The organism is Pseudomonas sp. GM78 (assembly GCF_000282475.1).
In the GTDB taxonomy this organism is placed as follows: Bacteria; Pseudomonadota; Gammaproteobacteria; order Pseudomonadales; family Pseudomonadaceae; genus Aquipseudomonas.
This window is the reverse complement of the sequence record NZ_AKJF01000062.1, coordinates 1-13,189: the sequence shown is the minus strand read 5'-3', so window position 1 is coordinate 13,189 and position 13,189 is coordinate 1. Positions and strand designations below refer to the sequence as shown.

Sequence of the window (13,189 nt, the reverse complement as noted above, 5' to 3'; positions counted from 1 at the left end):
CATGCCTTGGAATGCACTATATTGCAGTTATTGATTCACTTCCTTGCTTTAAGTGCATTTAAATGCAGGTGTCATCTGATGTACAACCTGACTCTACAGATCTATACGGCCGGGATTTGGCATGACGCCATGGTGTTGAGCTTCGACAGTCCCGAAAAAGGATTCGAAAGTCGATGCAGTTTTGGTTACGAACAAACTTATCTTTTTGACAATTACGAAGAGATCGGGACGCCGTTTACCAAAGCTGTGAGTGCGCGATTCCCATTGGATTGGGATGGCCGGCGATCCAACGCCCCGGCATTTGTGCACGACATTGCGCCTGCCGGTGCGGCCAAAAGGTTTCTGCTGGCACGCATGGGGCAAGACAAGCCAGCCGGAATAAATGCAGACCTGTACCTACTGGGCAAAAGCACGCCGGCACCGATTGGCAACATGCGGATAAAGGAGTCTGCCGAGTTCGTGGATCAGCGTGAGCCGATAGGGTTTGAGCGTCAGGACGTCATCAATCGCAACAATCGCTTTCTTGAGTATGCCTATGAGCAGGGAGCGGCCATTGGTGGTGCAACGGGGGCGGGGGGCGAGGCACCGAAGCTTTTGTTAGCCCAGAACAAGGCAGGCTTGTTGTATCCCGACGCAGTGTTGGACGACGCCGACGTCACCCAGCATTGGTTCGTGAAGTTCGCGCGCAATAAAGGGTCAGCGACTGATCAGGTCATCCTGAGAAGCGAGTACCACTACTACAAGGCACTCCAGACGCTGGGGATCGAGACCGTGGCAGCAGAGGGGCTCGCACTGGAGGAGTCGACCAAACCCAGCCTGTGGATGCAGCGTTTTGACCGTCAAGTGACTCACCAGGGTGTCGAGCGCTTTGCCGTGGAGTCGATTTACTCGCTGGCAAACATCACGATGCCGGGTAGTGCATTGGATCACCTGGACGTTATCCGATTGCTGGCGGGGCTATGGCGGGAGGTGGGGCAAGCGGATCAAATTCCGGAACTCGTTGCAGATTACCTGCGTCGGGATCTGCTAAACAAAATCCTGGGTAATTCGGATAACCATGGTCGAAACACCGCCATCATCCGTGATAACGCATCGTTTCGGCTTGCGCCCATTTATGATTTGGCGCCCATGGTGATGGACGACGAAGGCGTGACTCGTACCACCAAGTGGCCAAAGGAGCTGGAGAGAGCCGGTGATGTCGATTGGCGCGGCGTGTGTAGGGCATTGGCCGACATCGCTGACCCGAATGATCCGTTAGCCGCATTGAGTGACGTGCAAGACTCTTTTGAGCGCCTGCGCGAAGAGGCGAATAGGCTGATGGCACTGCCCGATATTCTCGCTGCCAGCGGCCTGCCTGACGTAACGATGAATCACCCGCAAATTGCCTTGAACAATCTGCCGCAACGTTTGAAAGCATGGGAGTTGATATGAGCATGACAGTGGCCGAGCGCACTGTGCTCATAGAAAGCATTCAAGAGGCATTGGCCCAGGGCACCCTTGAAATTGGCGAGGCGGTTCGCCGATTGCGGGTCGAAGTCACCGGCTTGCACCAGACTCAATTCGCGAAGATGTGCAAGATTTCGGTGCGTACGTTGGTACATATCGAGCACGGCGAAGGCAATCAGACGCTGAAATCGTTGAATGCCGTGTTCAAGCCGTTTGGATTGAAGATGGGCGTTGTTCGCGTTCGGCGTGACCTCGGTTGAGTCGGGTCTGCTGACAGTGCCGGCCAAGCAAGCGTAGATATGGCTTTTTGCACAAACCTACGGCACTCGCGCCCGCTGTGATGGCCTAAGCATCAAGGCGCAACGTTGCGTCCCGGTGACTGGCCAGGATCGGACATGAACGAAGACACGCTAAAAGATAAATCGCTGGCGGTTTTGCTGGTGTTGGTGAGCATCGCGTTCATCTGGATCCTGTTGCCGTTCTACGGTGCAGTGTTCTGGGCGGTGATCCTGGGTATTGTCTTTGCGCCCATGCAGCGTCGGCTGCAGCTCAAGTTCGGCTGGGAGCGCAATCTGACTTCGTTCTGTACTTTAAGCATCTGCCTGGTGATTGCGATCCTGCCGGTGACCATCATCAGTTTCCTGCTGGTTCAGGAAGGCGCGGCGCTGTACAAGAGTATCGAGAGCGGTGAACTGGATATTGCCGGGTATGTAACGCAGTTCAAGCACCACCTGCCACCGTATTTCCAGCATTTGCTCGATCGGTTCGGCATGGGCGAGTTGAACGGGTTGCGGGAGAAAATCGTCAAGAGCGCTATGGCGGGCGGTGAGGTAACGAACCAGGTGTTCAATCTTGGCCAGGGTACGTTCGAGTTCATCGTCAGCTTTTTCATCATGCTCTACCTGCTGTTTTTCTTCCTGCGCGACGGCGCTGAACTCGCACGCAAGGTGCGCATGGCGGTGCCATTGGAGGAGCACCAGAAACGCCGTTTGCAACTCAAGTTCAATCGCGTGGTGCGAGCCACCGTGAAGGGCAACCTGCTGGTGGCAATTACCCAGGGCGCCTTGGGGGGACTGATTTTCTGGTTCCTGGACATTCCCAGCGCACTGGTCTGGGCAGTATTGATGGCGCTTCTGTCGTTGTTGCCGGCGGTCGGGGCAGGGATAGTCTGGGCGCCGGTGGCGGCGTTTTTCCTGCTGACCGGCGCGGTCTGGCAGGGTGTGGTGCTGGGGTTGTTCGGGGTGTTCGTAATCGGCCTGGTGGATAACGTGCTGCGCCCGATCCTGGTGGGCAAGGACACGAAAATGCCGGACTACATGATCCTGATCTCGACCCTGGGTGGCCTGGCGCTGTTCGGGCTCAACGGGTTTGTCATCGGTCCGTTGATCGCGGCACTGTTCATGTCGAGCTGGGACATTTTCCTCGAAACCAAACCGCGGGTTCAGCTACCTTAGGCACTGAGCTTGCCTGGCTGTCCCGTGCCGATTTGCAGGGACAGCGCCTGGGCATCCGGCAGCGAGGTAAGCGGGCCGCTGATTTGTTCGCCGTCCTGGACCAGGTACCAGCAGGCGAGCAAGCCAAGCGCTCTGAGCGGTGCGGGAACGGCGCTGCCGATAACGGACATGATCTGGATCTGAGACATCATAGGGACTCCATCAATCTGTGGAGTCACCTTACGGCCCGGGTGCGTCGAGGGAAAATCAACGTTTTCAATAGTGGTCATTGATGCCAGTGAGGTCAGCCCGCCGGCTGACGCTCAGGCGACTACCTGGTCGAGCATATGGACCACTTCCTGCTCGTTCAGCAGACCCTTGCGCACCAGGTTCTGCGTCAGCAGCGAAAGGAACTTGGCGCTGCGATGGCCCTCGAGCTGCTTGAGTTCGGTCAGGGCGTTGTAGACCTTGCTGCAAGTGCACAGGCCATTGATGCGGTGCGGGTTTTGCGTGGGCATGAGCTCGTCCTTGTTGTTATTGACCTTGGCTGGCGCAAAGGGAAGGGCGAGTCAATCTTGCCAACTTCAACGGTCGACACTGTCCCGATAGCGACACCGACAGGATCTTTCCAGACCAGCGACGACGAATGGTGGATGGCGGGCGCGGGATTACCAGCGGCCGTAGCCGTGGGGCGGGCCGTAATAGCCGCGAGGCGGGCCATAGTAACCACGGGGTGGACCGTAATAGACCGGTGCCGGGCGATAGTATATCGGTTGTCCCACATACACCGGTGCGGGCTGGTAGTAGACCGGTGGGGGCGGTGCCATGTACACCGGTTGTGGTTGAGCGTAAACCGGTTGGGCGTAGACCGGTTGCGGTGCCACATACACAGGCCGGTTGCTGTTGATGATTGCCGAGCCAACGATGGCCGAGCCGACGATTGCGCCAAATACCGCCGGACCTTCCCAACCGCCACCGCCATGCGCTTCTGCCTGGCCTGCGAGAGCCAGGGCGCCGATCAGCAAAGCCACTGTGGGGATTTTACGGATCATGATGATTCCTCGGTGCTTCACCCCGGCGCTTGTGTCTGCCATAGACTCAAGGAATGTCGCGGGGATACTTCTAAGACAGCTTTTTTTTGAAAATCAGCACAGCCGCCGGGTAAATTTTGTGTAAGGTCTGTGTCGCCGTCCTTACGGTCGCGCGGCATCGATCAGGGCACGCGAATATGATTGATCAGAACCTGATGGACTGGCTAATCCCGTCCATCCGAAAGTGCAATGCAAGGAGATTCACATGCAGATGAACCCCAACAGAGACACCCAGCTGTGCATGTCCCTCTCCGGGCGCCCCGGGAACTTTGGCCTGCGATTTCACAACCATCTGTATGAGCAACTGGGGCTGAATTTCTACTACAAGGCGTTTTCCAGCCAGGACTTGCCAGGCGCCGTCGGCGGCATCCGCGCCCTGGGTATTCGCGGTTGCGGCGTCTCGATGCCGTTCAAGGAAGCCTGCATTGCCCTGGTCGATGAACTGGACCCTTCTGCCGCGGCCATCCAGTCGATCAATACCATCGTCAATACCGACGGTCATCTCAAGGCCTTCAACACCGACTACATCGCCATTGCCCAGTTGCTGCAGACCCACCAGGTGTCCAAGGACATCACGTTTGCCTTGCTTGGCAGTGGTGGCATGGCCAAGGCGGTGGCCAGCGCCTTGCGCGATGGCGGTTACCACAATGGCCTGATCGTGGCCCGTAACGAGCGCGCGGGTCAGGCGTTGGCCAAGTCGCTGGGCTACCCCTGGCAGGCCGAACTGGGTGAGCAACGCCCGCAAATGCTGATAAACGTCACGCCTATCGGCATGACCGGCCCGCAAGCCGAGCAGTTGGCGTTCGATGTCCAAGCCATTGCGGCTGCGGATATCGTCTTCGATGTGGTCGCGGTGCCCGCGGAAACCCCGCTGATCGTGTGCGCTCGTGCCGAGGGCAAACATGTCATCACCGGACTCGAGGTGATTGCGATCCAGGCACTGGAGCAATTTGTGCTTTATACCGGTGTGCGCCCGACCGATGAGCAGTTTCAGAAAGCCGTGGAGTTTGCCCGCAGCAGCCTTGCCTATTGATTGACGGGCAGCCGCAAACGCCGCCCGCAAACGTGCTTGTCCTCTTTTATTCGAGGCGTGCCAAGCGTTCTTCCAGCGCGGCGATGCGTGCTTCGAGCTCCTCGATTCGCTCAACCGACACCGCGCCGCCAGCACCACGCTCCGGCGCATTTTGACGCGCAGCGAGGATCGCTTCGATATCCGCCGGATCACCCATTGCGTGGGTATAACGATCTTCGCGCTGTCCGGCCTGACGCGGGATCAGCACCGCCAGGCCACGGGCAATCAGGCGTTCGAGTTGATGCACGACCTGCTCGGCATCCTCGAAATCATGCATGCGCCCGCTGCGGGTCAGCAGTTCGTTGACCGTCTGCGGCCCCCTTAAAAACAACAGCCCGGTCAGAATCACCTGCGCTGGCACCAGTTCCAGTGCCTTGTCGACCTTGTGCTCATAGCGATCGGCACGGCTGCCCATCACCAGTCTGGCGAAGCCGCGTCCTTCGAGGGCGCGCAGGCTCTGGCCAACCTGGCCCTGAGTGAGATTCATCACCGGCTCGCGGCTGGTTTTCTGATTGCAGGCAATCACCAGCGCATTGAGGGTCAGCGGGTAGGTTTCCGGGCTGGTGGCCTGCTTTTCGATCAGGGAACCCAGGATGCGGATTTCCGTGCTGTTCAGGCGTGGTTCGTCGAAAGTCGTCTCTTGCTCAGTACTCACAGTGTCTGGAACCTCGCTAACGGTTGGTCTGGATTTTCTCGGCTTATAAGACCTCGTTGATGGAGGTTAGTCGAGCCTTGCCGGCGTGCAGCGCTTCATTGTCCACGGCATCGCTCGTTCGGACCAGGCAAGGCTGACGATTTCACCGCGTCCGGGCAAATGAAAAAGAGCCATCTCGGGAGGGCCGCGCACGGCTATAATCGGCCGACGTTTTCCTCCTGTCATCACACGAGACTGCCATGACCATTTCCCTGTACGACGCTTCCGTGCCTGTATTCCAGCAAATGCTCAACGCCCTGAGCGATGTACTGAAAAAGGCCGAGGCCCACGCCACCGCCAAGAACATCGACCCGAACGCTTTCCTGCAAGCGCGCCTGTACCCGGACATGTTCCCGCTGGTGCGTCAGGTGCAGATCGCCGTTGATTTCGCCAAAGGCGTTTCTTCCCGTCTGGCTGAAGTCGAACTGCCGAAGTACGACGACAGCGAAACCACCTTCGCCGACCTGCAAGCGCTGATCGCCAAGGTCCTGGCCTACATCGGCGAGTTCACGCCCGAGCAGATCAATGGCAAGGAAGGCATCGAGATCGTCACCCGTCCGGGCACGCCGAAAGAGAAGCGATTCTCCGGCCAGGCTTACCTGTTGACCTACGGCCTGCCGCAGTTCTTCTTCCACGTCACCACCACCTACGCGTTGCTGCGTCATAACGGCGTGGAAGTGGGCAAACGCGATTACATGGGCGCGTTCTAAAGCGTCCAGGTACAAAAAAAGCCCGCCCAGGTTTGCGCCTTGGCGGGCTTTTTGTTTTTCTGCGTTTTTCTGCGTTCTGTAGGAGGGCGGGTCAGGCCAATCGTTCGGCTTTCTGCTCTTCACCCAGGCACGCCGCTGCAGTGAACAGCACATCAGTGGATGAATTGAGTGCGGTTTCCGCCGAGTCCTGCAGCACGCCGATGATGAAACCGACCGCCACCACCTGCATCGCGATTTCGCTCGGGATGCCGAACAGGCTGCATGCCAGCGGGATCAGCAGCAAGGAACCACCGGCCACGCCCGAAGCGCCGCAGGCGCAGATCGCCGCAACGACGCTCAGCAGGATGGCTGTTGGAATATCCACGGCGATGCCCAGGGTGTGTACGGCGGCCAGGGTCAGCACGGTGATGGTGATCGCCGCGCCGGCCATGTTGATGGTGGCGCCCAGCGGGATCGACACCGAATAGGTATCTTCATGCAGGCCCAGGCGCTTGCTCAGTTCCAGATTGACCGGAATGTTCGCCGCCGAGCTGCGGGTGAAAAACGCGGTAATACCGCTTTCGCGCAGGCACATCAGCACCAGCGGATACGGATTGCGGCGCAGTTTCCAGAACACGATGAGGGGGTTCATCACCAACGCCACGAACAGCATGCAGCCGAGCAGCACGGCCAGCAGTTGCGCGTAGCCGATCAAGGCGCCGAAACCGGAGGTGGCCAGGGTCGAGGCCACCAGGCCGAAGATCCCCAGCGGCGCGAAGCAGATCACCAGGCGCACGATCACGGTCACGCCATTGGACAGGTCGCCCAGCACTTCACGGGTGGTGTCGCCGGCATGGCGAATGGCGATGCCCATGCCGATGGCCCATGCCAGGATACCGATGAAGTTGGCGTTCATCAGCGCGCTGACCGGATTATCGACCACGCTCAGCAACAGGCTTTGCAGCACTTCACCAATCCCGCCCGGCGCGGTCACCGCAACGTCATGGGTCGACAGCACCAGGCTGGACGGGAACATCATGCTGGCAACCACCGCGACCACGGCGGCGGCGAACGTCCCCAGCAGATACAGGAACAGGATCGGCCGGATATGGGTTTCCTGGCCGTGCTTGTGGTTGGCGATCGACGCCATGACCAGCACGAACACCAGGATCGGCGCGACCGCTTTGAGCGCGCTGACAAAGACTTTGCCGATGAACGCCGTGGACTTCGCCGTTTCAGGCGCGAACAAGGCCAGGGCAATGCCGGCGATCAGGCCGATCACGATCTGCGTGACCAGGCTCAGGCGTTTCAGGCGTTGGAATAGGGAAAGGGATGAAGCAGTCATAAAACGGCATCTCGGATTTTTATAAGTGCAAGGCTTCGCCGCTGCTGCAGGCCAGGCCACAGGCAGGAAACCGAAGAGGGTCGCGTCATCGACGTCATGAAAGATCGATGATCACCGGGTGTACGTTTTGCAGGGCGCGGACTTTATCACAGCGTAGGCACAATCCTTCAGACCTGTGACGAACTGCCGCCGGGCTGCGCAACGCGATTTGCAGGTTCGTGCAACCGCGTGCGTGATCACTCTGTTAATATTCGCCATCCTCATTTTCATGTCTGCCAGTGGGCCTTCGGGCTATCGCTGGTGTCGTCGTTTTTTCTGGAGTTGTGCATGCTGTTGCCCATTCTTCTGTTGTCTGCCGCCGGCTTCACGGTGCTGACCACGGAATTCGTCATCGTCGGCCTGTTGCCGGCCATCGCCCGCGACCTGGACGTCAGCATCCCGCAAGCGGGGTTACTGGTGACCCTGTTCGCCTTTACCGTTGCTGCGTTCGGACCTTTTCTCACGGCGTACTTCGCCCGTTTCGAGCGGCGCAAGCTGTTTATCTCGGTGTTGGTCATGTTTGGTCTGGCCAACACGCTGGCGGCGCTGGCGCCGAACATCTGGGTGATGGCGTTTGCCCGGTTGATCCCGGCGCTGGGCTTGCCGGTGTTCTGGGCGCTGGCCAGTGAGACCGCGGTGGACATCGTCGGGCCGGACTACGCTGGCCGCGCCATCGCCAAGATCGGTTTCGGCATTGTCTGTGCCACTGTGTTCGGTATTCCCGTAGGCACATTGATTTCCGATGCGTTCGGCTGGCGCAGTGCTTTCGCCATTCTGGCGGTCATTGCCTTTGCCAAGGCGCTGCTGCTGTTTATCTACCTGCCGAAGACGGATCTGCATCAGCATCAGGTGAGCCTGCTGTCGCAGTTCAAGATCCTGCGCAGCCCGTTGATGATCGGTCACGTGTTGCTGTCGGTGATTGTGTTCAGCGGCATGTTCACGGCCTACACCTATCTGGCCGACATCCTTGAGCGCCTGGCCGGGTTCAACGGCACCGTGGTCGGCTGGTGCCTGATGGGCTTCGGCGCGGTCGGGTTGATCGGCAACTCGTTGGGGGGCCGTGCGGTGGATCGTCACCCGCTGATGGCGTCGATGATGTTCTGTGCGTTCATGATTGCCGGCCTGGTGGCCCTGGTGCCGAACATCCATTCGCCCCTTGGCCTGGCGGCGGCGATGGGCATCTGGGGCGTGACCCAGGCGGCGATGTTCCTGGTCAGCCACGTGCGCTTGATGAAAGCCGCGCCTGAAGCGCCAGCGTTCGCCGCATCGCTGAACATCGCCGGCGCCAACCTGGGCATTGGCCTGGGCGCGATGATCGGCGGGCGGGTAATTGACAGCGTTGGGTTGCAAGGCCTTGGCTTCGCGGCGGCCGCGTTTATCCTCGCCTCGATCCTGCTGGCGATTGCCCTGATGACGTTCAAGCCCCGGGAAGTCTGCGCCTGAGGCTTCACAGTTCGGTAAACAACTCGCGCCGGGCACCCTCGGTAATGGCGACAATGCCGGGGTGCTTGACCTTGCGTTCCACCGAAATGGCGTAGAACGACTCGCTGACCGCGTCGGTCTGGCCAATCACCTGCACGCCGTACTGGCGTTGCACTTCATCGGCGATCACGCTCGGGCCGATGAAAATGCCGCTGCCGGATTGGCCGAACGCCTGCATCAAGGCACTGTCGTCGAATTCACCGACGATCTGCGGCTGGATCTGCTGCTCGGCGAACCAGCGTTGCAAACGGCTGCGCACCACGGTTTCCGGCCCGGGAATCAGCAGTGGCGCGCCGTGCAGGCTGCGGGGAAAGTCCTGCCCGTAACGCTTCGCCAATTCGGCAGTGGCGAAGAAACTGATCCCGCATTCGCCGAGTTTCTGGCTGTAGCCCTTGATGTCCAGATGCGAGGGCATCGGGCTATCGGAAATCACCAGGTCCAGGCGCTGGATGGCCAGGTCGGCCAGCAGCCGTTCGAGCTTGTCTTCGCGGCAGGTGATGCGCAGCGGCTCACTCAATTCCATGGTTGGCGCGATCAGGCGATAGACGATGGATTTGGGCACCACGTCGGCCACGCCCACGCGAAACAGGATCTGTTGCTCGTTGGGCTGCGCCCGCAACATCAATTCCAGTTCACCCCCCAGCTGAAACATCTGCTCGGCGTAGGTCAAGGTTTGCCGGCCTGCTTCGGTCAGTTCCAGCTGCCGACCCACCCGGCGGAACAACTCGATGCCATAGGTTTGTTCGAGCAGCGAAATCTGCCCGCTGATGGTTTGTGGCGTCAGGTTCAGCTGCTCGCAAGCGCGCACGATGCTGCCCGTCTTGGCCACCACCCAGAAGTAATGCAATTGCCGATAGTTGAGCATGGGATCCAACAGTTCGTAAAACTCGAAGTATAACCGCTGAAAATACGAATTTTCCTGAAGTATTCAATTCCCTAGAATCCCTCGCTATCAACGGGCCATCGTTTGGGCTGCGTTTGTTATATCGAGGACAACACCATGAAAATCAAAGCCACGGCACTGCTGATCACATCATTACTGGTTCTGGCCGGTTGCGACCAGGCCGAAAAAAGCGCCCAGCAGTTGATGGGCAAGGCTGCCGAAAGCGCGAAACAGGCAATCGACGACACCCACAAGGCCGCCGAGCAAGCGCTCAGCGAAGCCACCGGCGGGCTGATCAGCAAAAAAGAATCATCGGAAAAAGAGGCGGAAAAATCCGCATCGTCTTCCCAGGAAATCTAAACCGTCTTACAGCGAGTCAGGACTGACCCATGGAATACCTTTTACAGTTAGCCGCCAGCCCCACTGCCTGGGTCGCCCTGGCCACCCTGGTGGTGATGGAAATCGTGCTCGGCATCGATAACCTGATCTTCATTTCGATCCTGACCAACAAACTGCCCGAGCAGCATCGGCAGAAGGCGCGGCGCATCGGTATCGGCATGGCGCTGATCCTGCGACTGGGCTTGCTGAGTACCATTGCGTTCATCGTCCAGCTGACGGCACCGGTCATCGAGATCTTCGGTCATGCGTTGTCCTGGAAGGACATGATCCTGATCGCCGGCGGCCTGTTCCTGTTGTGGAAAGCCACCACCGAGATCCATCACAGCATGGACCCGGCACCGGAAGATCCGAAGTCGGCCACCTCGACCGTGACCCTGGGCTTTGCCGCGGCGATCGGTCAGATCCTGATGCTGGACATGGTGTTCTCCATCGACAGCATCATTACCGCTGTCGGCATGACCGAGCATTTGCCGATCATGATCATTGCCGTGGTGGTGTCGGTGTTGGTGATGTTGCTGGCGGCTGACCCGCTGGCCAAGTTCATCAATGACAACCCGACGGTCGTGATGTTGGCGCTGGGCTTCCTGATCATGATCGGTATGACGCTGATCGCCGAAGGTTTCGGCGCCCACGTACCGAAGGGCTACGTTTATGCGGCGATGGCGTTCTCGGCAGCGATCGAAGTGTTGAACATGATGTCCCGGCGGGCACGGCAGAAGCGGGTTACCGCTGAGGCTTGACCCTTGCTGAAATGAAAAGGCCGCCTGGAATCCAGGCGGCCTTTTTTTTGACCGAAGTCTCGTTTAGTGGACTGTGGCGTGTGATGCGCTGGCTTCGTCGGTTTTAGCCAGAGGTTTCGGCTGTACAGGGTGATGGTGCCGGCGGGTAATGCGCAGAACGCCCCATAACATGGCGGCGGCCACCGCCAGCCAGCCAGAAATCAACATTACGATTGTCATTGCCAGGCTCATCGAGGCCTCCTCTTTGCCCTGCAGCGGGCACACACGCTATGCAAGTGACAGTCTAGTCGCTGGCGTGTTTCAGGCTATTGACCAAAGGTCGGCTGTCACCAACCAGTTTGCTCTATCGGATGCCATCAACTGCCCGTTAAGGCTATACCGCGGCGGTGCAGCGCCCTATTATCGACGGCCAAGCCGGGAATGCGATTACCTGGCGTCGATTAAGAGAGAGATGATGGTGCGAGTAATTTCTCGAATGCTATCGGCGGTACTGATTGTGGGTTGTGTTGCCAGTCTGGCGGGATGCGCCGGGAGCGTGTCGCCACAGATCAAGCGTCTGCCAGAGCGCGTCGAGCTCAGTGGCCGCTTCTACAAGGGCGTGGCGAATCAAAGCGGGCCGCAAGTGCTGGCGAGCATGTTGTCGCAGCAGGGCATCGTGATCACCCCTGGCTTGCTCGATAAACCCTTGCATCTGCCGGGCGGCGAGGCGCAACTGCAACAGAATATGCAGAACCTCGCCCGCGAGTACGGGATGGTGGTCTATCCGCTCGACAGCAATCTGCCGGCCTTGCTGACCCAGGTTGCGGCCGGTTATCCGGTGATGGTGCGTTTCACCGAGGGCTCGGCGCTCTGGGCTGAACCGCGTTACGCGATTTTGAGCGGATACAACCGTCAGAAGCAGACCGTCTTGCTGCGTGCAGGCATGGATCAGCGGTTAATGATGGGGTTCGGTTCGTTCGAATCGGCGTTTAAGGACGCCGGTGGATGGGCGGTGTTGATCCAGAATCCGTCCCAGTTGCCCGCTCAGGTCGATCAGCAGCGCTGGCTCAAGGCCGCCAACGACCTCGCCCAGGCAGGTCGGGAACAGGCGGCCACCAAGGCCAGGCAGGCGCTAGGCGCGCAGTAGGCCCGTTCGTCACCCGCCGGGCACCTGCGTCCATTGCCAACCTCTAATACTAAAGGCCCGGATTTTCCCGGGCTTTGAGGAGGTGCCATGGCGCATTCCAATTCCCCCGAGGGCCCTCACTCGTCCGAGCATTCGTCTGGCGATGAATTGGGGTTCGATCCCGACTCCCCGGACCTTGCTGATCCGGCGGTCGATCCCATTGGGCCGGCCAAGGCGCCGCGGGATGTGAAGCCGGGTGACAACCCCAAGGCACCGGCCAAACCCTACGATCCGCTGGGTAATCTGAAACCCTAGGTCTATTGGAGGTGCGTATGTCTACCGATTCGAGTTTCAACGACAAACGTCCGGAAACTGTACCGACCACGCCCGAGCAGGATATGGATCCGGTGATGGATCCAGACAGTCCGTTGCGCGATCCGCTGGCACGGCCGACGGTGGCGCCGACCGAACATCCCCAGGGCTGGCGCGACCCCAGCAAAGGTGATGGCATTCCCGATGATGACCAGATGCCGCTGCCTAATGATTGATTACGGGGGGGAGTCCTTCCAATTACGGCGGCCTTACAGTCGACCAGTCGCTCGCGGATGTACTTGATTTACTGTAGGAGCGAGCGGTGCGGCGATCCGACTTGCCCGCGAAGGCGGCCTGATAGGCAAATCCATTTTTCCGGTGTACATATCCATTCCTGCGGTAACGGCCACCCAGGGTTTCGCCCTTACGGCGAGTCACTTGGAAAAGCCCCAAGTAACC

19 protein-coding genes are annotated in these 13,189 nt (G+C 59.1%); 11 read left to right on the top strand and 8 right to left on the bottom strand.

Annotated elements, in window-relative coordinates; all coding sequences use genetic code 11:
* Positions 1 to 78 precede the first annotated feature (78 nt).
* From PMI35_RS23560 to PMI35_RS23570, 3 genes are all read left to right on the top strand, one after another.
* The gene (locus tag PMI35_RS23560) at positions 79 to 1,431 is read left to right on the top strand and encodes a type II toxin-antitoxin system HipA family toxin (protein ID WP_008056948.1); all 1,353 of its coding nucleotides are present in this window, start codon (positions 79 to 81) and stop codon (positions 1,429 to 1,431) included.
* Positions 1,428 to 1,706, top strand: a complete 279-nt coding sequence (locus PMI35_RS23565; protein ID WP_008056947.1) for a helix-turn-helix domain-containing protein — start codon at positions 1,428 to 1,430, stop codon at positions 1,704 to 1,706. The genes PMI35_RS23560 and PMI35_RS23565 overlap by 4 nt, the downstream gene beginning before the upstream one ends.
* 135 nt (positions 1,707 to 1,841) lie before the next feature.
* The gene (locus PMI35_RS23570; RefSeq protein WP_008056946.1) at positions 1,842 to 2,900 is read left to right on the top strand and encodes an AI-2E family transporter; all 1,059 of its coding nucleotides are present in this window, start codon (positions 1,842 to 1,844) and stop codon (positions 2,898 to 2,900) included.
* Here PMI35_RS23570 and PMI35_RS23575 read toward each other — a convergent pair.
* The 3 genes from PMI35_RS23575 to PMI35_RS23585 all read right to left on the bottom strand — a co-directional run bounded on the left by PMI35_RS23575 (position 2,897) and on the right by PMI35_RS23585 (position 3,931).
* Positions 2,897 to 3,088 (bottom strand): hypothetical protein, encoded by a 192-nt coding sequence (locus tag PMI35_RS23575; RefSeq protein WP_032831464.1) that lies wholly within the window; start codon positions 3,086 to 3,088, stop codon positions 2,897 to 2,899. The two genes, PMI35_RS23570 and PMI35_RS23575, sit on opposite strands and share 4 nt — an antisense overlap.
* Positions 3,089 to 3,202: 114 nt before the next feature.
* Entirely contained in the window at positions 3,203 to 3,397 is a 195-nt protein-coding gene (locus PMI35_RS23580; RefSeq protein WP_008056942.1) for a hypothetical protein, read from the bottom strand.
* Between the two features lie 150 nt (positions 3,398 to 3,547).
* A complete protein-coding gene (locus tag PMI35_RS23585; protein ID WP_008056941.1) occupies positions 3,548 to 3,931 on the bottom strand; it encodes a hypothetical protein in 384 nt (127 codons plus the stop codon).
* Between the two features lie 244 nt (positions 3,932 to 4,175).
* On the opposite strand from PMI35_RS23585, the gene PMI35_RS23590 reads away from it, so the two are divergent.
* Complete coding sequence (locus tag PMI35_RS23590) at positions 4,176 to 5,003, top strand: shikimate 5-dehydrogenase (RefSeq protein ID WP_008056939.1); 828 nt, start codon at positions 4,176 to 4,178, stop codon at positions 5,001 to 5,003.
* Between the two features lie 46 nt (positions 5,004 to 5,049).
* Here the strand turns inward: PMI35_RS23590 and PMI35_RS23595 are convergent, their stop codons facing one another.
* The gene (locus tag PMI35_RS23595; RefSeq protein ID WP_008056937.1) at positions 5,050 to 5,697 is read right to left on the bottom strand and encodes a YceH family protein; all 648 of its coding nucleotides are present in this window, start codon (positions 5,695 to 5,697) and stop codon (positions 5,050 to 5,052) included.
* Between the two features lie 239 nt (positions 5,698 to 5,936).
* Here PMI35_RS23595 and PMI35_RS23600 point away from each other — a divergent pair, with 239 nt between their 5' ends.
* Positions 5,937 to 6,446, top strand: a complete 510-nt coding sequence (locus PMI35_RS23600) for a DUF1993 domain-containing protein (RefSeq protein WP_008056935.1) — start codon at positions 5,937 to 5,939, stop codon at positions 6,444 to 6,446.
* Between the two features lie 91 nt (positions 6,447 to 6,537).
* On the opposite strand, the gene sstT is transcribed toward PMI35_RS23600, so the two are convergent.
* The gene (gene sstT / locus PMI35_RS23605; protein ID WP_008056933.1) at positions 6,538 to 7,770 is read right to left on the bottom strand and encodes a serine/threonine transporter SstT; all 1,233 of its coding nucleotides are present in this window, start codon (positions 7,768 to 7,770) and stop codon (positions 6,538 to 6,540) included.
* 327 nt (positions 7,771 to 8,097) lie between these two features.
* On the opposite strand from sstT, the gene PMI35_RS23610 reads away from it, so the two are divergent.
* Positions 8,098 to 9,252 carry an MFS transporter gene (locus PMI35_RS23610; protein ID WP_008056932.1) on the top strand — a complete coding sequence of 385 codons (1,155 nt, stop codon included), beginning with the start codon at positions 8,098 to 8,100 and terminating at the stop codon, positions 9,250 to 9,252.
* 4 nt (positions 9,253 to 9,256) lie between these two features.
* On the opposite strand, the gene nhaR is transcribed toward PMI35_RS23610, so the two are convergent.
* Entirely contained in the window at positions 9,257 to 10,156 is a 900-nt protein-coding gene (gene nhaR / locus PMI35_RS23615) for a transcriptional activator NhaR (protein ID WP_008056929.1), read from the bottom strand.
* 135 nt (positions 10,157 to 10,291) lie between these two features.
* Here nhaR and PMI35_RS23620 point away from each other — a divergent pair, with 135 nt between their 5' ends.
* Both PMI35_RS23620 and PMI35_RS23625 read left to right on the top strand, forming a co-directional pair.
* On the top strand, positions 10,292 to 10,534 hold the full coding sequence (locus PMI35_RS23620) for a hypothetical protein (RefSeq protein WP_008056928.1): 243 nt from the start codon (positions 10,292 to 10,294) through the stop codon (positions 10,532 to 10,534).
* A 29-nt stretch (positions 10,535 to 10,563) separates the two neighbouring features.
* Positions 10,564 to 11,313: a TerC family protein gene (locus PMI35_RS23625; RefSeq protein WP_008056926.1), complete on the top strand. Its 750-nt coding sequence runs from the start codon at positions 10,564 to 10,566 to the stop codon at positions 11,311 to 11,313.
* Between the two features lie 63 nt (positions 11,314 to 11,376).
* Here PMI35_RS23625 and PMI35_RS34915 read toward each other — a convergent pair whose 3' ends face one another.
* Positions 11,377 to 11,544 (bottom strand): hypothetical protein, encoded by a 168-nt coding sequence (locus tag PMI35_RS34915; RefSeq protein ID WP_162831841.1) that lies wholly within the window; start codon positions 11,542 to 11,544, stop codon positions 11,377 to 11,379.
* 223 nt (positions 11,545 to 11,767) lie between these two features.
* Between PMI35_RS34915 and PMI35_RS23630 the strand changes: the two genes are divergently transcribed.
* The 3 genes from PMI35_RS23630 (at position 11,768) to PMI35_RS23640 (ending at position 12,966) form a co-directional block, all read left to right on the top strand.
* The gene (locus PMI35_RS23630) at positions 11,768 to 12,439 is read left to right on the top strand and encodes a peptidase C39 family protein (protein ID WP_008056924.1); all 672 of its coding nucleotides are present in this window, start codon (positions 11,768 to 11,770) and stop codon (positions 12,437 to 12,439) included.
* 87 nt (positions 12,440 to 12,526) lie between these two features.
* Entirely contained in the window at positions 12,527 to 12,733 is a 207-nt protein-coding gene (locus tag PMI35_RS23635) for a DUF6021 family protein (protein WP_008056922.1), read from the top strand.
* 17 nt (positions 12,734 to 12,750) lie between these two features.
* A complete protein-coding gene (locus PMI35_RS23640) occupies positions 12,751 to 12,966 on the top strand; it encodes a hypothetical protein (protein ID WP_008056921.1) in 216 nt (71 codons plus the stop codon).
* Positions 12,967 to 12,988: 22 nt separating this feature from the next.
* Here PMI35_RS23640 and PMI35_RS35215 read toward each other — a convergent pair.
* The coding region (locus PMI35_RS35215; protein ID WP_238543151.1) for a hypothetical protein at positions 12,989 to 13,189 on the bottom strand (201 nt) is incomplete at its 5' end.

Bases quoted from the DNA above. Each gene is read 5' to 3' on its own strand.
- PMI35_RS23560 (WP_008056948.1), top strand. From the start codon at position 79: ATGTACAACCTGACTCTACAGATCTATACGGCCGGGATTTGGCATGAC.
- PMI35_RS23565 (WP_008056947.1), top strand. From the start codon at position 1,428: ATGAGCATGACAGTGGCCGAGCGCACTGTGCTCATAGAAAGCATTCAA.
- PMI35_RS23570 (WP_008056946.1), top strand. From the start codon at position 1,842: ATGAACGAAGACACGCTAAAAGATAAATCGCTGGCGGTTTTGCTGGTG.
- PMI35_RS23575 (WP_032831464.1), bottom strand. From the start codon at position 3,088: ATGTCTCAGATCCAGATCATGTCCGTTATCGGCAGCGCCGTTCCCGCA.
- PMI35_RS23580 (WP_008056942.1), bottom strand. From the start codon at position 3,397: ATGCCCACGCAAAACCCGCACCGCATCAATGGCCTGTGCACTTGCAGC.
- PMI35_RS23585 (WP_008056941.1), bottom strand. From the start codon at position 3,931: ATGATCCGTAAAATCCCCACAGTGGCTTTGCTGATCGGCGCCCTGGCT.
- PMI35_RS23590 (WP_008056939.1), top strand. From the start codon at position 4,176: ATGCAGATGAACCCCAACAGAGACACCCAGCTGTGCATGTCCCTCTCC.
- PMI35_RS23600 (WP_008056935.1), top strand. From the start codon at position 5,937: ATGACCATTTCCCTGTACGACGCTTCCGTGCCTGTATTCCAGCAAATG.
- sstT (WP_008056933.1), bottom strand. From the start codon at position 7,770: ATGACTGCTTCATCCCTTTCCCTATTCCAACGCCTGAAACGCCTGAGC.
- PMI35_RS23610 (WP_008056932.1), top strand. From the start codon at position 8,098: ATGCTGTTGCCCATTCTTCTGTTGTCTGCCGCCGGCTTCACGGTGCTG.
- nhaR (WP_008056929.1), bottom strand. From the start codon at position 10,156: ATGCTCAACTATCGGCAATTGCATTACTTCTGGGTGGTGGCCAAGACG.
- PMI35_RS23620 (WP_008056928.1), top strand. From the start codon at position 10,292: ATGAAAATCAAAGCCACGGCACTGCTGATCACATCATTACTGGTTCTG.
- PMI35_RS23625 (WP_008056926.1), top strand. From the start codon at position 10,564: ATGGAATACCTTTTACAGTTAGCCGCCAGCCCCACTGCCTGGGTCGCC.
- PMI35_RS34915 (WP_162831841.1), bottom strand. From the start codon at position 11,544: ATGAGCCTGGCAATGACAATCGTAATGTTGATTTCTGGCTGGCTGGCG.
- PMI35_RS23630 (WP_008056924.1), top strand. From the start codon at position 11,768: ATGGTGCGAGTAATTTCTCGAATGCTATCGGCGGTACTGATTGTGGGT.
- PMI35_RS23635 (WP_008056922.1), top strand. From the start codon at position 12,527: ATGGCGCATTCCAATTCCCCCGAGGGCCCTCACTCGTCCGAGCATTCG.
- PMI35_RS23640 (WP_008056921.1), top strand. From the start codon at position 12,751: ATGTCTACCGATTCGAGTTTCAACGACAAACGTCCGGAAACTGTACCG.